General features: G+C 38.4%; 20 protein-coding genes and 1 other annotated feature. Of the genes, 18 read left to right on the forward strand and 2 right to left on the reverse strand.

Annotated elements, in window-relative coordinates; genetic code table 11:
- Positions 1–10: 10 nt before the first annotated feature.
- From MHB75_RS04670 to speB, 6 genes are all read left to right on the forward strand, one after another.
- Positions 11–2146, forward strand: a complete 2136-nt coding sequence (locus tag MHB75_RS04670) for a type IA DNA topoisomerase (protein WP_340996157.1) — start codon at positions 11–13, stop codon at positions 2144–2146.
- Positions 2147–2755: 609 nt separating this feature from the next.
- Entirely contained in the window at positions 2756–3928 is a 1173-nt protein-coding gene (metK, locus tag MHB75_RS04675) for a methionine adenosyltransferase (protein WP_218026238.1), read from the forward strand.
- The gene (locus MHB75_RS04680; protein WP_340996161.1) at positions 3928–5415 is read left to right on the forward strand and encodes an aminotransferase class I/II-fold pyridoxal phosphate-dependent enzyme; all 1488 of its coding nucleotides are present in this window, start codon (positions 3928–3930) and stop codon (positions 5413–5415) included. Before metK ends, MHB75_RS04680 begins: the two co-directional genes overlap by 1 nt.
- Entirely contained in the window at positions 5412–5849 is a 438-nt protein-coding gene (speD, locus tag MHB75_RS04685) for an adenosylmethionine decarboxylase (RefSeq protein WP_087680631.1), read from the forward strand. Before MHB75_RS04680 ends, speD begins: the two co-directional genes overlap by 4 nt.
- On the forward strand, positions 5849–6706 hold the full coding sequence (speE, locus tag MHB75_RS04690) for a polyamine aminopropyltransferase (protein ID WP_340996162.1): 858 nt from the start codon (positions 5849–5851) through the stop codon (positions 6704–6706). Before speD ends, speE begins: the two co-directional genes overlap by 1 nt.
- Positions 6696–7550, forward strand: a complete 855-nt coding sequence (gene speB, locus MHB75_RS04695) for an agmatinase (protein WP_340996163.1) — start codon at positions 6696–6698, stop codon at positions 7548–7550. Before speE ends, speB begins: the two co-directional genes overlap by 11 nt.
- A 74-nt stretch (positions 7551–7624) precedes the next feature.
- On the opposite strand, the gene mscL is transcribed toward speB, so the two are convergent.
- On the reverse strand, positions 7625–8014 hold the full coding sequence (gene mscL, locus MHB75_RS04700) for a large conductance mechanosensitive channel protein MscL (RefSeq protein WP_068453620.1): 390 nt from the start codon (positions 8012–8014) through the stop codon (positions 7625–7627).
- Positions 8015–8210: 196 nt separating this feature from the next.
- On the opposite strand from mscL, the gene MHB75_RS04705 reads away from it, so the two are divergent.
- Entirely contained in the window at positions 8211–9650 is a 1440-nt protein-coding gene (locus tag MHB75_RS04705; protein ID WP_340996165.1) for a DHA2 family efflux MFS transporter permease subunit, read from the forward strand.
- 70 nt (positions 9651–9720) lie between these two features.
- Entirely contained in the window at positions 9721–10125 is a 405-nt protein-coding gene (locus MHB75_RS04710) for a hypothetical protein (RefSeq protein WP_141273571.1), read from the forward strand.
- Between the two features lie 486 nt (positions 10126–10611).
- Here the strand turns inward: MHB75_RS04710 and MHB75_RS04715 are convergent, their stop codons facing one another.
- Positions 10612–11166, reverse strand: a complete 555-nt coding sequence (locus MHB75_RS04715; RefSeq protein WP_141273569.1) for a cysteine hydrolase family protein — start codon at positions 11164–11166, stop codon at positions 10612–10614.
- Positions 11167–11568: 402 nt separating this feature from the next.
- Here MHB75_RS04715 and MHB75_RS04720 point away from each other — a divergent pair, with 402 nt between their 5' ends.
- From MHB75_RS04720 to leuC, 10 genes are all read left to right on the forward strand, one after another.
- Positions 11569–12738: an alanine racemase gene (locus tag MHB75_RS04720; RefSeq protein ID WP_340996167.1), complete on the forward strand. Its 1170-nt coding sequence runs from the start codon at positions 11569–11571 to the stop codon at positions 12736–12738.
- Between the two features lie 110 nt (positions 12739–12848).
- A complete protein-coding gene (locus MHB75_RS04725; RefSeq protein ID WP_340996168.1) occupies positions 12849–13526 on the forward strand; it encodes an FAD-binding protein in 678 nt (225 codons plus the stop codon).
- Positions 13474–14043, forward strand: a complete 570-nt coding sequence (locus MHB75_RS04730) for a D-arabinono-1,4-lactone oxidase (protein WP_170214723.1) — start codon at positions 13474–13476, stop codon at positions 14041–14043. Before MHB75_RS04725 ends, MHB75_RS04730 begins: the two co-directional genes overlap by 53 nt.
- A 256-nt stretch (positions 14044–14299) precedes the next feature.
- Entirely contained in the window at positions 14300–15175 is an 876-nt protein-coding gene (ilvE, locus tag MHB75_RS04735; RefSeq protein ID WP_141273595.1) for a branched-chain-amino-acid transaminase, read from the forward strand.
- 33 nt (positions 15176–15208) lie between these two features.
- Positions 15209–16876 carry a dihydroxy-acid dehydratase gene (gene ilvD, locus MHB75_RS04740; protein ID WP_340996169.1) on the forward strand — a complete coding sequence of 556 codons (1668 nt, stop codon included), beginning with the start codon at positions 15209–15211 and terminating at the stop codon, positions 16874–16876.
- Positions 16877–16897: 21 nt separating this feature from the next.
- Positions 16898–17146 (forward strand) — a binding site (T-box leader).
- 152 nt (positions 17147–17298) lie between these two features.
- A complete protein-coding gene (gene ilvB, locus MHB75_RS04745) occupies positions 17299–18987 on the forward strand; it encodes a biosynthetic-type acetolactate synthase large subunit (RefSeq protein WP_340998559.1) in 1689 nt (562 codons plus the stop codon).
- A complete protein-coding gene (gene ilvN, locus MHB75_RS04750) occupies positions 18984–19496 on the forward strand; it encodes an acetolactate synthase small subunit (RefSeq protein WP_141273556.1) in 513 nt (170 codons plus the stop codon). Before ilvB ends, ilvN begins: the two co-directional genes overlap by 4 nt.
- Positions 19497–19526: 30 nt before the next feature.
- Entirely contained in the window at positions 19527–20543 is a 1017-nt protein-coding gene (ilvC, locus tag MHB75_RS04755; protein WP_141273553.1) for a ketol-acid reductoisomerase, read from the forward strand.
- A gap of 89 nt (positions 20544–20632) precedes the next feature.
- Complete coding sequence (leuB, locus tag MHB75_RS04760; RefSeq protein WP_340996171.1) at positions 20633–21721, forward strand: 3-isopropylmalate dehydrogenase; 1089 nt, start codon at positions 20633–20635, stop codon at positions 21719–21721.
- 19 nt (positions 21722–21740) lie between these two features.
- On the forward strand, positions 21741–23150 hold the full coding sequence (gene leuC, locus MHB75_RS04765) for a 3-isopropylmalate dehydratase large subunit (protein ID WP_340996175.1): 1410 nt from the start codon (positions 21741–21743) through the stop codon (positions 23148–23150).
- Positions 23151–23155: the final 5 nt, after the last annotated feature.

Consider the following 23155-nt stretch of genomic DNA (forward strand, 5'->3'; position numbering starts at 1 on the left):
AGCCTCGAACGTGGGACAAGTTGTTATTTTTGCTGAAAAACCATCGCAAGCGAAAGCGTATGCGGAGGCTTTTCCGGTGGCAAGAAAGACGAAACATTTTATTGAATTACAACCATGTGAGACGTTTCCAAATGGTGCGACGATTACATGGGGTGTTGGGCATCTTGTCGAACTGAAGCAGCCTGCTGAATACCATGCAGAATGGAAGCGTTGGAGTTTAAAAGTATTACCGATGATTCCTGAAAACTACGAGTTCAAAGTAGCGAAGGGGAAGTGGGATCAATTCCAAGCAGTGAAGGCGTTATTTAAAGAGGCAAGTATGTTAATTAATGCTTGTGATGTGGACAGAGAAGGATCGAATATTTTCTATTCAATTTTAAAACAAACCAAAGTGAAGTCAAAACCAATTCAAAGACTTTGGATTAATTCACTTGAAGTCGAAGAAATTCGCAAAGGGTTTCAAACATTGCGTGATAATCAACAAGATTATCAAATGTATATCGAAGCACAGACGCGTCAAATTAGTGACTGGCTCGTTGGGATGAATGCAAGTCGCTTGTACACGATGCTGTTAAAAGAAAAAGGTTTGAATGAGACGATTTCAGTTGGTCGTGTACAATCCCCAACAGTCTACATGATTTACGAACGTCATGTTGAAATTGAGCAGTTTCAACCAGAAAATTTTTATGAATTAAAAGGTGAATTTCATTCGCGCATGGGTTCTTATACGGGGAAGGCAGATTTTAAGTCGAAGAAATATGAAGAAGCTTTAGCTGCATTAGAAAAAGCGCATATTCAAGAGAAAAAACGTCTCCCTGCGACAATTCAAAGTGTTGAAAAAAAGCCGAAAAAGGTATTACCTCCAAAGCTACATTCACTCTCAACATTGCAGCAAAAAGCGAATCGTATATGGAAGTATAGCCCTGCAAAAGTGTTGGAAGTAGCACAATCTCTATATGAGAAAAAGCTCATTTCATACCCAAGAAGTGATTGTCAGTTTATTACGGACGCTGAGTTTGCTTACTTAAAACAGAAACTACCACAGTACCAAGAAATGATGAAAAAACCATTTGAACCGGCGCGCCTATCTGCTTCAAAAAGATATGTAGACGGCTCAAAAGTGGAAGAACACTATGCGATTATCCCGACAAAATCGATCCCATCTGCCGAGAAACTAGCAAGTCTTTCGCTCATGGAAAAAAATATTTATGCGGAAATCGTACGTTCAGCGCTAGCAATGTTCCACCGAGACTATATGTACGAGGAAACAAAAATTGTGACAGACGTTCAAGGACTGTTATTCAAAACAGTTGGAAAAGTGGAATTAGATCGCGGTTTTCAAGAGTTATGGCCTGCACCAAAAGAACAAAAAAAAGAAGCACCTCCACTACCGCTTGTGGAAAAGGGAGAAGATGTAGATGCGATGGTGCAAATTCATCAAGGTACGACGCAACCGCCTAAACCTTTTACAGAAGGGCAACTTGTACAGATGATGAAAACATGTGGAAGGCTTATTGAAGACGATGCAGAGAGCGATATTTTGAAGGAAGTTGAAGGAATTGGTACGGAAGCCACGCGCGCAAGTATTATCGAAACAATTAAGCGCCATGGGTATATTGATGTACAAAAAAATATCGTTTCCATTACTGAAAAAGGAAAGGTATTATGCCAAGCGATTGCAGGATCGCTATTGGCTAGTCCAATTATGACAGCGAAGTGGGAAAGTTATTTAAGAAAAATATCTGCAGGTACTGGCACACAACAAGCCTTCCTGCAAAATATTGAAAAGTTTTTGCGTCACTTAATTGAGACAGCACCGCAAATCGTTCAAACAACAGATATTACAGCTGCCGCAGAACTAGCAGAACCAGCAGTGAAAGGGCCAATTGCGAAGTGTCCGTCTTGTCATCAAGGAGAGTTATTAGAGAAAAAAAGTTTTTATGGCTGTTCTCGCTATCAAGAAGGTTGTAAATTTACAATTTCAAAACGTATTGCGAGTAAAAAAATTACAGCAAGCCAAGTACGTGATTTGTGTGAAAAAGGATTAACGAAACCAATTAAAGGTTTTAAATCAAAAAAAGGTTCGAGTTTTTCAGCACGACTAAAATTAACACAAGAAAAAATTGAATTTGATTTTTCAATTTAGAGATTGGCATGATTGCCAGTCTCTTTTTTTATTGAATTAAATTACTCTGTTTGTAGTAAAAAAACGACATATAAGACCGAAAAAAGAAGTGAAATTATATTCTGAATTTTAGAACTTTTTAAATGTTCGATGAAAAATGCGCTGTTTTTTAATGTGAAAGACATCAGAAAACGAGTAAAAAAGATACAAAAAAAGTGAAAAAAATACAGTGTTTTTTCTAATATAAATATAAAAAAGATAGAGTTGTATAAAAAATGTTTAAAGTGAATATTTATACATACGATGGACGAAAGGAATGTATACATGCGAAAAAGCATATCAAAAAACTTTTTGGATTTTTTATTGACTTGTAAAAATAATTCTTTTAGTATTGAACTCAGCATAAAGAATATAGCTCTTATTAATAACCGTTGAGACGAGGGGTCAAAGATACGGTGGCCAAACAATTTTATTCATGCAGGGTAAAATCCTGTGGGCCGAACCTGAGCACAAATGGACATTTGTGAACAATAAGAGGAACAGCAGATGATACTTTTCGAAGCTTTCCTTAACATTGGGTGAGCTTTTTTTGTGCCTAAATTTGCAAAAGTTAGGAGAATTAACAAGAAATTGGAAAAAGTATTATTTACATCAGAGTCCGTTTCAGAGGGACATCCAGACAAGATTGCCGATCAAATTTCAGACGCTGTACTTGATGCAGCACTAAGAGAGGATCCGTTTGCACGTGTAGCATGTGAAGTTTTCACTACGACGAATACGGTCATTGTTGGCGGAGAAATTACGACAACAGCTGTACTTGATTATGAAAAAATTGCGCGTGATACATTGGTGAACATTGGTTACACAGATGATGCATGGGGCATTGATGGACATACATGTGATGTTCAAGTGCTAGTGCACACACAATCACCTGATATTGCGATGGGCGTAGATGCCTCAAGTGATACACAAGATGTTGGCGCGGGAGACCAAGGAATTATGTTTGGTTATGCGACTTCTGAAACAGAGAACTATATGCCACTTGCCATTGAAATGGCGCATGAATTAGTAAAACGTGCTTCGATGTTACGTAAAAATGGCGACTTTAAATGGGCTCGTCCTGATATGAAGTCACAAGTAACAATTGATTATTCAAACCGCGAGCATCCTCAAGTGGATACTGTATTAATGTCAATTCAACACGACGAAGAATATGATGAACAAGCGTTTAAAAACTATGTTAAAGAGCAAATCATTGGTTATGTAGCAGCAAAATTCAATATGAACATGAACTTCCGTATTTTAATTAATCCAACAGGTCGCTTTGTTGTAGGTGGGCCACATGGAGATGCTGGACTGACAGGCCGTAAAATTATCGTCGATACATATGGCGGTGCAGCGCGTCACGGTGGCGGTGCTTTTTCTGGAAAAGACTGTACAAAAGTAGACCGCTCAGCAGCATATGCAGCACGTTATGTCGCTAAAAATATCGTAGCAGCTGAATTAGCAGAACGCTGTGAAATTCAGTTATCGTATGCAATTGGTGTAAGTGAACCGATCAGTATTGCAGTCGAGACATTTGGAACAGAACGTGTAGCACAACAAGATATCATTCACGCGATTCGTCAAACATTCGACTTAACACCGAATGGCATTATCGACATGCTTGATTTACGCAAACCACAATACAATCAAGTTGCAGCTTATGGACATTTTGGTCGTCAAGAACTTGATTTACCATGGGAGCGATTAAATAAAGTTGATGCCTTACAGCAACTTTTAGCAGTTGCTGCGGAGCAATAATGGTCATTGTAGCAAGTGCGGAACAAACACGTTTCGCACAGGCTCAAGCCCAAACACCACTATATGATGCGCTTGTCAATTATGCGAAAAGTGATGTCACACCATTTGATGTGCCAGGTCATAAACGAGGTGTATTACACCCGATGACAGCGACATTAGGTGAGATGACACTGAAGATGGATGCAAACTCGATGCAAGAACTCGATTTATTAAGCCATCCTGTATCAGTGATTAAAGAGGCGCAACAATTAGCAGCTGAAGCTTTTCATGCAGATGCAGCATACTTTTTAGTAAATGGTACAACTGTTGGGATTTTAGCGATGATTTTAGCTACTTGTAAACCGAATGATGCGATACTTGTACCGCGTAATTGCCATAAATCTGTGATGAATGGCATTATGCTAAGCGGAGCTATGCCTGTCTTTATACAGCCAACTGTCGATCAACATTTTGGTATCGCACACAATATCACATTGGAACAAGTAAAAAAAGCGCTGGATGAACATCCAGAAGCAAAAGTCTTACTGATTACGTATCCAACATATTTCGGTGCGATGAATGAACTAGAAGAGATTTGCACATGGGCGCATGAAAGAGGCATGCTCGTTCTTGTTGACAGTGCACACGGGGCGCATCTTTCAGCAATTCAACAAGTTGATGCGATGCAAGCTGGTGCAGATTTAGCCACAATTAGCATGCATAAAACAGGTGGGAGTTTGACACAAAGTTCAATTTTATTACAAAATACAACACGCCTTTCACAGGGAAAGGTGCAAAAAGTATTGAATATGCTACAAACAACAAGTGCAAGTTATTTATTAATGAGCTCACTTGATGTAGCAAGACGTGATTTTGCGCTTTACGGAGCGGAGCAGCTTGAAAAATTGAAGCCACTCTTCATGACAGCAATCCAACGAATTGATGCTATGGCTCATTATGAAGTTTTAACGGAGTCTTATATGCACAAGCAGTTTGGACAAGCATATGATTGGACGAAATTAGTTGTTCGTGTAAATGATTTAGGATTAACAGGTTTTGAAGTGTATAGCCTATTGAAAAAAGAATATGGTATTCAAGCGGAATTAGCAGAAGGATATGTCGTGATGTTCGTCATCACGTATGCTGATACGGCGGAGTCGCTTAATCGTCTAGTTTATGCCTTACAAGATTTGGAGATGCGCTATGCAAAAACGCAGTCGCTTCAACTCGAAATGGTTGTGAATGATGAGATTAATCCCATCATTATGACGCCACAACAGGCAAATTATGCAGCACAGGAAATTATACCGATTGAGCAATCAATTGGTCGCACGAGTGCAGAGACGATTATGATTTATCCACCAGGTATCCCTTTAATTATTCCAGGAGAAAAAATTACACAAAAAGTCGTGACATTATATAACTATTACAATCGGAAAATTGGCAATATTCTGTCAGAAAATGAATTTCCAGAAAAAATAACGGTCGTAAAGGATGAGGATCAATGAGTATTGAATTATCAACATTAGGTAGACATGTATTAATCGAATTTTATGGTTGTCCAGCAGAAATTATCGAGCAAAATAAATTAATTGAGCAATTTATGAATGAAGCAGCCGACTACTCAGGCGCTACAATCGTAGAATCTTGTTTCCACCACTTTAATCCATATGGTGTATCAGGTGCTGTAATCATTGCAGAATCGCACTTAACAATCCATACATGGCCAGAATATGGTTTTGCATCAGTGGATGTTTACACATGTGGTGACTCTGTTAGCCCTTGGAAAGCAGCAGAATATTTAGAGCAAAAGCTGCAAGCGAAAAAGACAGAATCATTCGAAGTACCACGTGGTATGGCGGATAAAATTCGTCAGTTCGCCCAACAAGAGATTGCAGAAATTACAGTGAAACAAGAGCAGTATGTGGAGGCGACAGTATAATGAAGAAGTACTATACAGAACAATGGAGCGAAGATTGCCAATTTTCAATCGCTTATGAAGAAAAGCTGCATAGTGAAGCCTCTCCATTCCAACAAATTGATTTTTATAAAGGCGAAGAATTTGGTACATTCTTTACACTGGATGGCTTAATGATGGTCAACGAAAAAGACGAATTTGTCTATCATGATATGATTACACATCCCGCTTTTGCGACAAATCCGAATATCAAAAAAGTATTAATTATTGGTGGGGGCGATGGCGGTACAGCACGTGAAGTACTACGCTATAAATCCGTTGAAAAAGTTGTAATGGTAGAAATTGATGAGCTTGTCTTCCGACTAAGCCAAAAATATTTACCGATTACAGCAGCTGGTGTAGAAGAAGATTCACGTATGGAAATGATTTTTGATGATGGTTTAGCATATGTTCAAAACGCACATGACGCATCTTTTGATTTAATTTTAGTGGACTCAACAGACCCAATTTCAGTAGGGGAAGGGCTATTTACAACTGCTTTTTACCAAGAATGTCACCGCGTTCTTTCAGCAGAAGGTATTTTAATTAATCAACATGAGTCACCATATTTTGCGGAATATGCAGAGAATATGCGCAAAGCACATACGAAAATTAAGAAGATTTTTGACATTGCAAAAGTATATCAATTCCATATGCCGACGTATCCATCAGGACATTGGTTATTCGGATTCGCTTCGAAAAAATTTGATCCAATTCAAGATGTACAAGCAGAAGTATGGTCAAATTTCGGTTTACACACAAAATATTACAATACAGATTTACATGTAGGAGCATTCATGCTGCCAACATTTGTGAAGGAGAAGTTAGCACGTGAAGAATAAAAATATTAGTACTTTTATTGCATGTGAAGCTGCATACGATGAAGCCGATATCGTGTTATTCGGTATTCCTTTTGATGGTACAACAAGCTTCCGTCCGGGTACACGATTTGCGATGCAAGCGATTCGTCCAGATTCATATGGTTTAGAAACATATTCTCCTTATTTACAGCGTGATTTAGAAGATACGCGTGTATTTGATGGTGGTGAAGTAGAGCTTCCATTTGGTAATACGGAAAAAGCGATGCAAGAGATTTTAGACTATACGCGTCAAGTAGTAGCAGATGGTAAAAAGTTTATGATGGTTGGTGGCGAACATTTAGTTAGTTTACCAACGATTCAAGCAGCCTATGAAAAATATCCGAATTTACATGTGATTCATTTGGATGCACATACAGATTTACGCCAAGAATTTTTGGGTGAAGAATTATCACATGCGACAGTGATTCGTCGTTGTCATGATTTTTTAGGTGATGGACGAATCTTCCAATTTGGTATTCGTTCTGGTACGAAAGAGGAGTTTGGTTGGGCGAAAGAACATACACATTTAGAACCTTTCACAGCTACAACTTTACAAGAGACAATTGAAAAGTTACGTGATGTACCCGTTTATATTACAATTGATTTAGATGTATTAGATCCAAGTATCTTTCCTGGAACAGGTACACCAGAACCGGGTGGCTGGACATATCGTGAATTAATGGAAGCGATTCAATCATTCCAATCACTCAATCACATTGTGGCAGCAGATGTCGTGGAGTTATCACCACAATATGACGTTTCGGGTGGTTCAACAGCAGTCGCATGTAAAACAATTCGAGAAATGCTTTTAACATTAGCGAAATAGTTTCAATCTATAATAGAAGAAAAAAACAGGCTAAGGTTTACGTATAAAAAACGTCAAACTCTAGCCTGTTTATTTTATTCAGTCTTATCTTTTTCAGCTTGTGCGCGTAGCAAGTCGCGAATTTCCTTTAATACATCATCTGTTGTTTCTTTTGGAGCTTCTTCGACTTCTTCTTCCTTCTTTTTAGCAAATTGTAGTTTATTTAACGTACGCACAAAGAAGAAGATTGCAGCAGCGATAATAAAGAAGTCAAATACACTTTGTATAAATGCACCGTATTGAATGCCAAAAGCAGTTAAGTCTTCAAATTGTTTTTCTGAACCCAAAATTTTAGCGAGTAAGGGCATAATAATATTGTTGACAAGCGAACTAACAATTTTACCGAAAGCACCCCCAATGACAACCCCGATTGCTAAATCGATTACGTTACCTTTGAAGGCAAACTGTTTAAATTCGTTCCACATAGGATAAAACCACCTTTTATAAAATAATCTTCTTAACGATACACTAACTGTACGATTGTCTTCAAGAAAAAATTAAAAATAAAATAGATAACCTAACAAAAATAGGGATTTTTGAACGGGATTTGTATTAAAAATAGAAAATATCGTGCTATAATATATATTTATATATAAGCTGGAATATGAAAGGATTTAAAAAATGAATAAAGTATTTTTAGCAGTATTACTCGCTACAGCACTCGCAGCGATTGAAGGAACGATTGTTGCAACTGCAATCCCGAGTATCACAGCAGATTTATCAGGTGTTGAGCTGATTAGTTGGATTTATTCAGCTTACTTATTAGCATCTGCCATTGCCACGATTCTATTCGGTAAATTAGCCGATATTTTTGGACGTAAAAAGATGATTATTATCGGGATTGGTATCTTCGTTACAGGTTCCTTACTAGCAGGAGTATCACAATCGATGGTACAGCTCATTATTTTCCGAGCAATTCAAGGGATTGGTGCAGGTTCAATTCTTCCGATTACATTAACAATTGTTGGTGAACTATTCCCAACAGAAAAAGCACGAGCAAAAGGTCAAGGATATATTTCGATGATTTGGGGTGTCGCAGGTGTTATAGGTCCATTATTAGGTGGCTATTTAGTCGATCAACTATCTTGGCACTATATCTTCCTATTAAATGTACCATTCGGTTTAAGTGCATTATTCTTAATTGCACGTTACTACGATGAAAAAGTGCATAAAAAGAAACACCATATTGACTACTTAGGAGCAGTTATCTTTTCAATTACTGTTGTCACTTTCTTACTATCCATTATTAAAGGAAGTAACACAGGTATTTGGGGTTCAAACGAACAAATTGCGTATTATGCTATTTCACTGATTGGACTATTCCTATTCATTCGTGTCGAGTTACGCGCAAAAGAACCGATTATTCCATTAACACTTTTTAAAAACCGTCGTTTAATGACTGTAAATGGGCTAACATTTATGATGATGTCGATTACAATTAGTGTTTCTGTCTACATTCCAATCTATGGTCAATCCATTTTAGGCAATAGCGCTACACAAGCAGGTTTACTTATTGCGCCGCTTACCGTTATGTGGACAGTTAGCTCTGTATTAGTTGGTACATTAGTCGGACGTTTCTCAAACAAAGTGATTATTCAAGCCGGTACACTGTTACTTGTCATAGGTACAACAATGTTAGCCTTTTTAACAACGGATTCATCGTATGTATATGTGGGTATAAGTACAGCAGTACTCGGTGCAGGAATGGGGTTAATTGCGCCACTGATTATTTTAACGGTTCAAGCAGCAGCAAAACCAGATGAAGTAGGCATTTCAATTGGTTTAAATTCATTTACGAATACCTTTAGTCAATCACTTGGCGCAGCCTTTTTCGGTGTGTTATTTAACATCATGACAAGCCAGCCTTTACGCGATTTAGATAAAGGTGAGATTCAATTGAATGGCTCGTTCGATCATCAATTATTTACAAAAGCTGAAATGAATGACTTACTTCATATTATTACGAGCGGTGTACAAGTGGTTTATATCGGTGCAACTGTCTTTGCACTAATCGCTTTTCTACTAGCGACAATGTTACAAAAAAATAAAGTTCGCCATTAATGGTTTTTATTTAGTAGAACGGTGTTTTTTGGTATAATAAGATTAATCACAGGCGGAAGGGTGAAGGTTCTTGAGAATAGTAGAATTTCACGACTTTGATATATTCAATATTAAATTCGATTTATTAGAAGAAAAAGAATTACTTGAGTTATTAGAAGAAAAACAAGTGGATGTTGACGATGATGATGAGTATCATCTTGTAAAAGACGTTAAAGTGGGTTTCTCAGAAGACTTAGAAGGCGCACAAATTATTGGTCAAATTGATTTAATCGATTTACAATTCCGTCGTCATATTGAAGCAACGATTAGTGGTTATTTCACAATTGACATGGAAGGTCAAATTGATATGGAAGCTGCTTCACAAAAGATGTATGAAGACGGTTGGTATGTATTAAAACAACAATTACGCCCAATCGTAAACTTTTTAACAACGATGGATTCGCGTAAAGCGGTTCATCTACCGTTAGACTTCTAAGAATCAACAAGTATAGAATCAAAAAAAAGGAGCTATATTTCGTTGTTCCTTTTTTTGTTGCGACAAAGTAGATATGGAGAGATGGAAAGTATGAGCTTCAAACATGGTGTGCATCGAATTTCTTGGGTACCGATTATAGCCTGTATAGCTGCTGGTTTATTCATGATAGCACTCTTTTTTATTGTTGGATTTCATATGTCTTTTGAAAAAATGCCCCTTTTCTTAATTGAATGTGGACTAACAGGATTGTTTATTTATTTCGGTGTGTTTTTATAGTATCAGCGATTGAAAAAACAAATGAGACAACATAAACTTCAAAAGATATATGCATTTTATTGGGTTTATTTAGAGAGACCAAGACAACTGCACGACTAAATTATTCAACAGTGATACCATGCACACGACAATAATACAAATCATCAATTAAAATAAATACAGGAGACGACATAATTTTTCATGTCATCTTCTGTATTTTTTATTTTAAAATTAATCATGTTCAATCGTGAAACCAAGACTCGATTGAAAATGTTGCAATGCCCATTCATGTCCTGTCTTATTAAAACTTGCGACACCCTTTGTATAAATAGTGCAATCGTAGCCGAGATTATAAGCGTCGACTGCTGTATGCAAAATGCAAATATCCGTGCAAACTCCAACAAGCGTTAGTTCGCGAATACCTCTTTCATTTAATAAAAGAGCAAGTGGAGTACCTGCAAAAGCACTATAACGCGTTTTATCAATCGAAAAAACATTCGGTTGACTTTTTATTTTTTCGTAAATTGTTTGAATGGAGCCATACAAGAGTCGTCCATCTGTTCCTTCTATATTATGTGGTGGGAATAGAGAAGATTCTGGATGATGTGGATCCTGCTCTTGATGTAAATCATTCAAGAAAAAAATACATTCTCCTTGCGTATGAAAAGTTTGAATCAAGCTCGAAATACATTGTTCAATCAATTGACCAGGAATCCCACACGTTAAAGCGCCATCTGTCGCGACAAAGTCACGTGTGTAATCAATAACAAGTAATGCTTTTTTCATAAAATTAATCCACTCCTTTTCAATCATTATAAGGGAGTAGACAAACGAAGACAAAAGATTGAAAAAAAGTTGTCACAAAATAGACAAAATGTTTTACTTTTTATTTTTCAAGATTTATAATAAGAACAATTCAAAAACAAGGGAGGTTTTTACAATGGAATTTTTAGAAACAAAAAAATTAAATCGTCAGGCTTTACTTTTCTTAGCAATCAATACATTAGTGATTCTCAACTTTGCGATTGATTTCTATGAATTTCATTGATGTATAATATGAACATACACATACACATACACATAATTTACTCCTTTATTTGAAATCTGAACGAATTCGTTTGATTCTCAAATAAAGGAGTATTTTTTTTTCTTGAATGGGTATTTAATGAAATGGAGGTGTTTTTTACATTGAAGAAATATAAAAAAGTTTTTGAAACACTTGAGCGCCCATTTGCGTGGCTCGATTTAGATGCACTGGATGCAAATATTACAACTCTCTCTCTCCAAGCAAAAGAAAAGCACGTCCGTATTGCGACTAAAAGTGTACGGTCAGTGGAAGTACTTCGTTATTTAGAAGAACATGTACCGTATATGTGTGGTTATATGACATATTCAGCAGCAGAAACAGACTATTTAGCACAACAGGGACTCAATCATTTTTTAATTGGCTATCCTGTTTATGAAACAGAAGCTGTTCGAAATTTATGCAAATGGATTAAAAAAGGGAAGGATATCATCTTTATGATTGATGCACTTGCGCAAGCAGGCTGGCTCCACCAAATTGCAAAAGAACAAGAAGTCAAAGTGAATGTGTGTATTGATTTAAATCTATCGATTAAAACACCTATTGTTTATTTTGGCACGCGTCGTTCATCGATTACGACAGTTGATGATGCTTCGTTATTAATCGATCAACTTCAAGCGATGTCCTCACTTGAAATTGTTGGGGTTATGGGGTACGAAGCGCAATTAGCTGGTGTTCAAAATCAGCTGAAAAATAAAGCGAAAGGCTTAATGATCCAACAATTACAGCAACAAACAAAAGAGAAGGTAACGAAGTTAAGGCAACAAATGGTGGCACTCGTAAAGCAAAAAGTAGGAGATTTACAATTTGTAAATGGTGGTGGCACAGGTAGTTTGGCGTTCACAGCGAATAGTAAAGAAGTAACGGAAGTAACAATTGGTTCTGGATTCTATGCACCGTCTATTTTTGATTTTCATAAATCAGTAAAGTTGGAATTGGCTGCTGGCTTCGCATTACGTGTTACGCGAAAGCCGACATCAGATACGATTGTTTGTCATGGTGGGGGTTATATCGCTTCAGGTATTTCAGAACAAAGAGAGCCGACAATTTTAAGTGTAGGTCTCACTTATTATCCAACTGAAGGGGCTGGGGAAGTACAAACACCTTTAAAAGTGAGTACGAAAGAGCATTATGAAATTGGAGATACAGTTTATTTTCGACATGCAAAGGCTGGTGAATTATGCGAACATTTTAAAGCACTTCACCTCGTACGCAGTGAAAAATATAAAGGAGCGTTTAACACATACAGGGGGGATGGACAATGCTTTCTATAAAAAAGATGTGACAAGGACGTTTTGAAAACTGGGCAGGGAATGTAAAAAAAGAAGGCTGCACACCACATGAACCACAGACGATTGAAGAAATATGTACATTCGTTTCACAGGTGTATGAAAAAAAGGGGGTGGTTCGCTCGGTTGGCGCGGCACATTCTTTCAGTCCGGTAGCAAAACCAGAGCAACATCTAGTATCACTTCATCATATGCGTGGTTTATTAGATGTAGATGCGGTAACACAACAAGCGACTTTTTGGGGTGGCACTTACTTACATGAAGTAGGACCGATTTTAGCACGTTATAATTTGGCACTTGAGAATATGGGCGACATTGCAGAGCAAACGATTGCCGGAGCCATCTCAACAGGTACACATGGTACAGGTTTAAAGCTCACCTCGCTTTCTAATCAAGTAGTGAAATGGGGATTTATAGATGGACAGGGGAAGCTACAGGAAGTGACGCGCAGTTCAGATGCACTCTCACAATCCCTCCATCTTTCGCTCGGTCTACTTGGCGTGATTGTCTACGTGACATTCCAAGCTGTTCCACTCTATGCACTGCAATACGTTTCACGTCATGTCGATGTAGCAGATACTTTAAAAAACGCCCATTTAATTACGCAGGCACATCGTCATGCGGAATGGTTCTACTTTCTCGGACAAATGAAAATGCAGTTGAAGACGATGCGACAAGTCGAGCCATCCAATCAAAGCAAACCCTATATTCAGCACCAAATTGATCAAATTTATCGAAAATACATTATTTCAAGCGCTCTCTACGACTTGTAAGTGGTATCCGAAAGCGACGAAATGGGTTAGTGAACTGGCAGCGAATGCTTTTCCAAATGGTTGGAAAAGAGGACTTAGTTATGAAATTTTTCCGTCTAAACGTCAAGTACGATTCGTCGAGATGGAATATGCAGTTACCATTGAACAAATGACAGCTGTTTTAGAAGAAATACATTTTGTACTCAAATCGCATCCGTTTACTGTTCATTTTCCGATTGAGATTCGTGTTGCAAAAGGAGAACGTGGCTTTCTTAGTCCAACGCAAGAACAAGATACAGCCTATTTTGCATTTCATATGTATCAAGGTATGGACGAAGAACCTTACTTTAAGTGGGTGCATACACTCATGAAAAAATATAAAGGGCGCCCGCATTTTGGTAAGATGAATGAACTAGATTATGAGCAGTTACAACAAGCCTATCCACAACTTCTACTCTTTTTAGAAGAACGTCAAAAAGTAGAACCACAAGGTGTTTTTTTAACGCCATATTTCAAGGGATTATTCCAGCTTACGTAGTAGATGCGTCTTATTTGTCTTTTGATTTAGAATTATTAAAGTTTTCTAAAAAATATTGTTTTTTAAGGAATTATGACAATTTCGAGCAGATATAAGGATGAAAACGTATTCAATGAAGATTCATTTTTTAGAATTGTTTAATAATTTAAAATATAGCATTGACGTAACTGGAAAAACGCACTATGATAATAACAATTTAAAAAACGTATTTGAAACGACCAAATAAAATTTTCAAAGGGAAAGCGATGTGAACGAAATGACAGAACAAAAGATATTTTTAGATGGAGAGTTTGTTGCAAAAGAAGATGCAAAAATTTCAGTCTATGATCATGGTCTTCTATATGGAGATGGTATTTTTGAAGGCATTCGCGTTTACAACGGAAATATCTTTCGTTTAAAACAGCATTTAGTTCGTTTATATGAATCAGCAAAATCGATTCTACTCACAATCCCTTACACAATTGAAGAAATGACAGAGATTGTAGTTGAATCTGTTCGCGTAAATGAATTGAAAAGTGCGTATATCCGTTTAGTTGTTACGAGAGGCGTCGGCAACTTAGGGATTGATCCATCAAGTTGTAAAAAAGCGAGTGTCATTGTTATTGTAGAACCACTCGCTCTATTTAAAGAAGAATTATATGAGACGGGCATTAAGATTGTGTCAGCATCAAGTCGTCGTAATCGTTCAGATGTATTGAGTCCAAAAACAAAGTCACTCAACTACTTAAATAATGTACTCGTCAAGATTGAAGCGAATTTAGCAGGCGTTCCAGAAGCGCTCATGATGAATTCAGAAGGATATGTAGCAGAAGGCTCAGCAGATAATATTTTCATCGTGCGAGGCAAAGAGCTGATTACACCTCCTGGCTATGTCGGTGCCTTAGAGGGAATTACACGTAATGCGATTCTTGAAATTGCACGTGAGCAAGGTTATGAGGCGAAGGAAGAAATCTTTACTCGACATGATGTATACGTGGCTGACGAAGTGTTTTTAACAGGAACAGCAGCGGAAGTTATCGCTGTTATTGAAGTGGACGGACGTGTCATTGGTACAGGAAAGCCTGGAAAAGTCACAAACGACCTACTCAAGACGTTCCGAAAAATCGTCGAGCAAGACGGTACAAAAGTATAAACTAACAACTTAAGAAAAATAGGCGGTGTCAGCATGCGTAGTGATATGATCAAATTAGGTGTGGACAGAGCGCCACATCGTAGCTTACTTTATGCTACAGGGATTAAGACAAAAGATTTAGAAAAGCCATTTATCGGTGTATGTAACTCATATATCGACATCATTCCAGGACACAAGCACTTACAAGAGTTCGGTGCGATGGTGAAAAAGGCGATTATTGAAGCTGGTGGTGTACCATTCGAATTCAATACAATCGGTGTAGATGATGGAATTGCGATGGGACATATCGGTATGCGTTATTCATTACCAAGTCGTGAGTTAATTGCAGATTCAGCAGAAACCGTAATTAATGCACACTGGTTTGACGGTGTATTCTATATTCCAAACTGCGATAAAATCACGCCAGGTATGCTTATGGCAGCTGTTCGTACGAATGTACCGTCGATTTTTGTTACAGGCGGTCCAATGGAAGCGGGCGTATCAGCTGAGGGTGAAGCACTGTCACTTACATCTGTATTTGAGGGTGTTGGCGCATACAAATCAGGCAAAATGTCAGCAGAACAATTACTAGATATTGAGGAAAATGCTTGTCCAACATGTGGTTCGTGCTCGGGTATGTTTACTGCAAACTCGATGAACTCGTTGATGGAGATGCTAGGAATGACTGTTCCAGGAAATGCAACGATTGTCGCAACTTCTGAAGAACGTTATGAGCTAATTAAGCAAGCCGCGATTCATTTAGTCGAGATGGTTAAAAAAGACATTAAACCACGCGACATTGTGACAAAAGAAGCGATTGATGATGCGTTTGCATTAGATATGGCAATGGGCGGTTCAACGAATACCGTTTTACATACGCTTGCGATTGCGCATGAAGCAGGAATTGACTACAACATTGAAGATATTAATGAAGTAGCGAAGCGAATTCCTTATTTAGCTAAAATTATGCCAGCTTCAGACGTATCCATGCACGATGTCCATTTAGCAGGTGGTATTTCTGCTATTATTAACGAATTAGTATCCATTCCAGGAGCGATTACAGCCGACCGTATAACGGTTACAGGAAAAACATTGCGCGACAATGTAAAAGATGCTAACATTACAAACACTCAAGTGATTCGCACAAAAGACAATCCGTACAGTAAAGTTGGTGGCTTATCGATTTTATTCGGTAACATTGCACCGAATGGAGCTGTAATCAAAGTAGGAGCTGTTGATCCATCGATTACAACATTCCGTGGAGAAGCGATTGTGTTCAACTCACAAGAAGAAGCACAAGAAAAAATTGATGATGGTACAGTTCAAAAAGGACATGTTGTCGTCATTCGATATGAAGGTCCAAAAGGCGGTCCAGGTATGCCGGAAATGTTAGCTCCAACATCTGCGATTCAAGGTCGCGGACTTGGAAAAGACGTCGCACTTATTACAGACGGACGTTTTTCAGGCGCATCACGCGGTATTTCAATCGGACATATTTCGCCAGAAGCTGCTGAAGGTGGTCCACTAGCTCTTGTACAAAACGGTGATATCATCTCAATTGATTTACCAAACCGTACGATGAATGTGGAACTATCAGAAGAAGAAATGGAAGAGCGTCGTCAAAACTTACCTACATTTGAACCAAAGATTAAAAAAGGTTGGTTAGCACGTTATTCACATCTTGTCACATCTGCTTCTACAGGTGGCGTTATGAAATTCTAAAAATTCAAAATAATTAAATAATATAAAACGTTGATGAGGTTAAAGGTTTTGACCATCTATATTTTCAGAGAGCCGGGTTGCTGTGAGCCGGTAGTATAGCCAAAACTGACATCCCCTCGGAGTGGGTTATTAAACGCTACATTAGTTATTAGATAACCTCGGGCGCATACTTTTGTGCTCGTTAAGTAAAGAGATTGTTCATTCAATCTCAAGAGGCAGATTTTTCTGCAAATAAGGGTGGTACCATGAAAAGCTTTTTTCATCCCTACGTGAAGGTTTTCTTTTGCGTGGATGAAAAAGCTTTTTTCTTTATACATGTGATAATAACAAGGGAGGATCCATAAATGAATGCTCAAACTCAAGTTGAAACAACAAATCAAATCGATACGGGTGTTTCGAAAGAAGTCACACCTCGAACCAAAATGACAGGTGCAGATGTATTTATTGATGCGCTGCATAAGCAACAAGTTGAAATTATCTTCGGTTATCCAGGTGGTGCAGTATTACCGCTTTACGACGCATTATATCGTAACCCATTAAAACATATTTTAGCGCGACATGAGCAAGGTGCGATTCACTCTGCTGAAGGTTATGCACGAGTTACTGGTAAACCAGGAGTAGTTATTGCGACCTCTGGACCAGGTGCTACAAATCTCGTAACAGGTATTACAGATGCGATGATGGATTCACTACCTCTTGTCGTTTTTACCGGGCAAGTTGCTACGACAGTTGTCGGAACTGACGCTTTCCAAGAGGCAGATATTGTAGGGATTACGCAACCGATTACAAAGCATAATTATCAAGTGAAAGATGTTCAAGATTTACCGCGAATTATTAAAGAAGCATTCCATATCGCCAATACAGGTCGTAAAGGTCCAGTATTAGTAGATATTCCAAAAGATATCGCGAATACAGTATTCGATGCAGAACAATTTGATGACGATGCACCGATTCATTTACCAGGCTATCAGCCGACCACACAACCGAACTTCTTACAAATTAAAAAGGCGATTGCGCTATTAGAAGAAGCAGAACAGCCTTTAGTATTAGCAGGTGCAGGTGTTTTAGCTGCTGATGCTTCTTCTGAATTAACTGAATTTATAGAAAAATACAATCTTCCTGTAGTAAATACACTTTTAGGATTAGGTTCAATTGATGGAGAACATCCTCAATTTTTAGGAATGGCAGGAATGCATGGCACTTTTGCTGCAAATATGGCGATTACGGAAAGTGATTTACTCATCAATATCGGCGCAAGATTCGATGACCGCTTAACAGGGGAGTTAGATAAATTTGCTCAAAATGCCAAAATTGTTCATATCGACATCGATCCTGCTGAAATCGGCAAAAATGTTCCGACGGATGTACCGATCGTGGCCGATGCGAAACTAGCACTTCAGGCGTTACTATCAAAAGAAATTCATGTCCAAGATACTTCAAAATGGCAGGAATACTTAGCGCAATGTGTGGAACAATATCCACTTTGGTATGACAAGGAAGCTGCAAACGGAGAAATCCTGCCACAGCAACCACTAGAAATCATCAGTCGAGTAACAGAAGGTAAGGCGATTATTACGACTGATGTTGGTCAACATCAAATGTGGACAGCGCAATACTATAAATTCAAGCAAGATCAGCAATGGGTAACATCCGGTGGACTTGGTACGATGGGATTTGGTTTCCCAGCTGCCATCGGAGCACAATTTGCTTTCCCTGAAAAGAAAGTAGTTTCAGTTGTAGGAGATGCTGGTTTCCAAATGACTTTACAAGAACTTGCATTATTAAAAGAATTTGATTTACCAGTGAAAATTGTTATTTTGAACAATTCATGTTTAGGGATGGTTCGACAATGGCAAGAAACATTTTATGAAGAGCGTTATTCTTCTTCATTAATTCCAGTTCAACCTGATTTCGTGAAATTAGCGGAAGCATATGGTATTAAAGGTTGTCTAATTGATGACCCAGAACAATTAGAATCGCAATTATCAGCAGCAATTTTATCTGATGAAGCCATGTTAATTGATATCCGAGTGAAGCAGTTAGAGCTAGTAACACCAATGGTTGCTCCTGGAAAAGGAATTTCAGAAATGATTGGAGTGACAAAGGGATGAAAAGAGTAATTACCGTGACAGTAATCAATCAAAGTGGTGTACTCAATCGAGTGACAGGTCTCTTGATGAAACGTCAATTCAACATTGAGAGCATTACGGTGGGCCACACCGAACAAGAGGGCATTTCGAAAATGACATTCATCGTCAATGTAGATGATGAGCAGAAAATTGAACAGCTTGTCAAACAAGTTTCAAAACAAATTGATGTCCTAAAAGTGAATGATATTACGGATAAATCAATTGTTATGCGGGAACTAGCAGTCGTTAAAGTTGTTGCTCCACCGAATTTGCGCGCAGAAATTAATGCAATTGTCGAACCGTTTAGAGGAACGATTATCGATATAGGTAAAAGTGTTGTGACGTATCAAATTGTCGGTAATCCTGAAAAAATCGATGCATTTATTGAACTTATGAAAACATATGGTATTAAAGAGTTAACAAGAACGGGTGTTACAGCATTTGTTCGAGAGGCTCAAGTAAAACCTGCACCGCATCTTTCGATTTTATAATAAAACAAACAATATTAGGGGGAATTTACAATGGTAAAAATGTATTATAACCAAGATATCAACGAGGCAATCTTAAAGGACAAAAAAATCGCAGTAATCGGATACGGTTCACAAGGTCATGCACATGCATTAAACCTTAAAGAATCAGGTTTCGACGTACGCGTAGGTATTCGCCCAGGTGGATCAGCAGAGCGCGCTAAAAATGATGGTTTAGTTGTAAAAACAGTTGCAGAAGCAGCGAAAGAAGCAGACGTAATCATGATCTTACTTCCAGATGAGCGTCAAAAAGAAGTATATGAAGCAGAAATCAAAGACGGTTTAGAAGCAGGTAACGCACTTGTATTCGCACATGGTTTCAACGTTCATTATCAACAAATCGTACCACCAGCAGACGTAGATGTATTCTTAATCGCACCAAAAGGTCCAGGACACTTAGTTCGTCGTACGTACCAAAACGGTGCAGGTGTACCAGCATTAATCGGTATTTACCAAGATGCAACAGGTACAGCGAAAGATTTAGCTCTAGCTTGGGCTAAAGGAATTGGTTCAGCTCGCGCAGGCGTTCTTGAAACAACATTCAAAGAAGAAACAGAAACAGACTTATTCGGTGAGCAAGCTGTACTTTGCGGTGGCGCAGTTGAATTAGTAAAAGCTGGTTTCGAAACATTAGTTGAAGCAGGTTACCAACCAGAAATCGCTTACTTCGAATGTTTCCACGAATTAAAATTAATCGTTGATTTAATGTACGAAGGTGGAATCGACAACATGAACTACTCAATCTCTGATACAGCAGAGTGGGGCGAGTATGTTTCAGGTCCACGCGTTGTAACAGCAGCTTCTAAAGCAGCAATGAAAGACGTATTAACAGATATCCAAACAGGTAAATTTGCGAAAGAATGGATTGCTGAAAACGAAAATGATCGTCCACAGTACTCAGTGAAAAAACAAGCAGTACGCAATCACCAAATCGAAGAAGTAGGCGCTAAATTACGTGAAATGATGCCATTCGTTGGACAAAAAGTAAACAAAGAAGTTGTAACAAAATAATAAAATATGGGGTGTGGGAAGTATATGCTTCCCACATAGCACTCCATACTTGTTATTTTCGCACGATTTGATTTAAGGGGGAAATTATAATGGAAAAGAAAATTACAGTGTTACCAGGAGACGGTATTGGCCCAGAAGTAGTAACTGCGGCTGTTGAAGTATTAGGTGCAATCGCGCAAAAGTATGATCATCAATTTCATTTTGCATATGGTGCAATTGGCGGTGTAGCCATTGACCAATATCAAGATCCACTACCACAAAATACGATTTCACTATGTGAAGAAAGCGACGCTATTTTATTAGGCGCAGTTGGTGGACCGAAATGGGATCATAACCCAGCAGATTTACGCCCAGAAAAAGGACTACTCCGCATCCGTAAACACTTCGACTTATTTTCTAATTTACGACCTGTGCAAGCGATTCCGTCGATGCTCAAATCATCTCCTTTAAAAGAAGATATTGTGAAAGATGTTGATCTTCTAATCGTTCGAGAATTAACAGGCGGTTTATATTTTGGAGAACGTCATCGTACCGAGAACGAAGCACTTGATTCATTAACTTATACAAGAGAAGAAATCGAACGAATCGTCGATAATGCTTTTACATTAGCACGATTACGTCGTAAAAAACTAACATCGGTTGATAAAGCCAATGTACTTGATACATCACGTTTATGGCGTGATATCGTAGATGAGAAAAAAGCACAATATCCAGATGTAGAGGTAGAGCATAGTTTAGTTGATTCAACAGCGATGAAGCTAATTACAGCACCTGCAGAATATGATGTCATTGTGACAGAGAATATGTTTGGTGACATCTTAAGTGACGAAGCATCGGTTATTACAGGTTCATTAGGTGTATTACCTTCTGCAAGTATGCGTGCAGATAACTTCGGTTTATACGAGCCAGTACATGGTTCAGCACCTGAAATTGCTGGTAAAGGGATTGCAAACCCAGCAGCAACAATTCTTTCGGCAGCGATGATGTTACAATATTCATTTGGCTTATTAGAAGAAGCAAAAGCAATTGAAGACGCAGTAGCAGCTGTTTACGAAAAAGGATTCTTTACAGGTGATATGGCGCCAAAAGGTGTAGAAACACTCTCTACAAATGACTGGACAGAAAAAGTATTACATGAAATCGAACCAGCTTATGTAAAAGAACAAACATTTATTTAATGATGATGAGGTGAAGAACATGGGAAAAAATATTATTGAAAAAGTATGGGGTCAACATATTGTCTATCAAGAGGACGGAAAGCCGGATTTATTATATATTGATTTACATTTAGTACATGAAGTAACGTCACCACAAGCATTTGAAGGACTTCGTTTACATAATCGTGTATTACGTCGTCCCGATTTAACATTTGCGACAATGGATCACAACGTACCGACGAAGAATTTACCAACGATCAATGACCCAATTGCAAAAAAGCAAATTACAACACTTGCAGATAACTGTAAAGAATTCGGTGTGGAATTAGCTGATATGGGGCATCCAGATCAAGGGATTGTTCACGTTATTGGACCACAACTTGGTTTAACACAACCAGGTAAAACAATCGTATGTGGTGATTCACATACATCGACACATGGTGCATTCGGTGCGATTGCATTCGGGATTGGTACATCAGAAGTAGAACATGTCATGTCCACACAAACACTATGGCAAGCAAAGCCAAAAACATTAGAAATTCGTGTAACAGGCGAACTTGGTTTCGGTGTAACAGCAAAAGATGTCATTTTAGCAATCATCGCAAAATTCGGCATTGATGTTGGTACAGGATACATTGCAGAATTTACAGGTGATGCCATCCATCAATTATCAATGGAAGAACGTATGACGATTTGTAATATGTCGATTGAAGCAGGTGCAAAAGCAGGGTTAATTAGTCCAGATGAAACAACGGTTGAATATTTACGCGGACGTAAATATGCACCACAGGGCGAAGCATTTGAACAGGCTGCAAAAGAATGGTTAGCACTTGCAACAGACGCAGATGCAACGTATGATCGTACAGTCGTTATTGATGGTTCTGAAATTGAGCCATTCGTTACATGGGGAACAAACCCTTCAATGGGTACAGGGATTTCAAAAACAGTTCCATTTGCAAAAGATTTAGCAGATGAATCAGACCGTCAAGCGCTTGAAAAAGCACTAACATACATGGACTTAGAACAAGGAACACCAATCGAAGACATCGCAATTCAACATGTATTCATCGGTTCTTGTACAAACTCTCGTCTACACGATTTACGTGCCGCTGCAGAAGTTATTCAAGGTAAAAAAGTAGCAGATGGTGTACGTGCCATTGTCGTACCAGGTTCTTATTCTGTGAAGCAATTAGCAGAAGCAGAAGGTTTAGACAAAATCTTCTTAGATGCAGGATTTGAGTGGCGTGAATCAGGTTGTTCGATGTGCTTAGCAATGAATGAAGACGTTGTACCTGCAGGTGAGCGTTGTGCTTCTACATCGAATCGTAACTTTGAAGGTCGTCAAGGTGCAGGATCACGTACACACCTTGTAAGTCCACCAATGGCAGCCGCAGCCGCAATCGCAGGCCATTTTGTTGATGTACGAAAAGTAATGAACGTACCTGTATAGGAGGG

The sequence above is a fragment of the Kurthia sp. FSL E2-0154 genome, from assembly GCF_038003625.1.
Taxonomy (GTDB): Bacteria; Bacillota; Bacilli; order Bacillales_A; family Planococcaceae; genus Kurthia; species Kurthia gibsonii.

Excerpts from the sequence above, each read along its gene's own strand:
- speE (WP_340996162.1), top strand. The coding sequence starts at position 5,849 with ATGAAGAAGTACTATACAGAACAATGGAGCGAAGATTGCCAATTTTCA.
- ilvE (WP_141273595.1), top strand. The coding sequence starts at position 14,300 with ATGACAGAACAAAAGATATTTTTAGATGGAGAGTTTGTTGCAAAAGAA.
- ilvB (WP_340998559.1), top strand. The coding sequence starts at position 17,299 with ATGACAGGTGCAGATGTATTTATTGATGCGCTGCATAAGCAACAAGTT.
- leuB (WP_340996171.1), top strand. The coding sequence starts at position 20,633 with ATGGAAAAGAAAATTACAGTGTTACCAGGAGACGGTATTGGCCCAGAA.
- MHB75_RS04705 (WP_340996165.1), top strand. The coding sequence starts at position 8,211 with ATGAATAAAGTATTTTTAGCAGTATTACTCGCTACAGCACTCGCAGCG.
- ilvN (WP_141273556.1), top strand. The coding sequence starts at position 18,984 with ATGAAAAGAGTAATTACCGTGACAGTAATCAATCAAAGTGGTGTACTC.
- ilvC (WP_141273553.1), top strand. The coding sequence starts at position 19,527 with ATGGTAAAAATGTATTATAACCAAGATATCAACGAGGCAATCTTAAAG.
- speD (WP_087680631.1), top strand. The coding sequence starts at position 5,412 with ATGAGTATTGAATTATCAACATTAGGTAGACATGTATTAATCGAATTT.
- mscL (WP_068453620.1), bottom strand. The coding sequence starts at position 8,014 with ATGTGGAACGAATTTAAACAGTTTGCCTTCAAAGGTAACGTAATCGAT.
- MHB75_RS04715 (WP_141273569.1), bottom strand. The coding sequence starts at position 11,166 with ATGAAAAAAGCATTACTTGTTATTGATTACACACGTGACTTTGTCGCG.
- ilvD (WP_340996169.1), top strand. The coding sequence starts at position 15,209 with ATGCGTAGTGATATGATCAAATTAGGTGTGGACAGAGCGCCACATCGT.
- leuC (WP_340996175.1), top strand. The coding sequence starts at position 21,741 with ATGGGAAAAAATATTATTGAAAAAGTATGGGGTCAACATATTGTCTAT.
- MHB75_RS04680 (WP_340996161.1), top strand. The coding sequence starts at position 3,928 with ATGGTCATTGTAGCAAGTGCGGAACAAACACGTTTCGCACAGGCTCAA.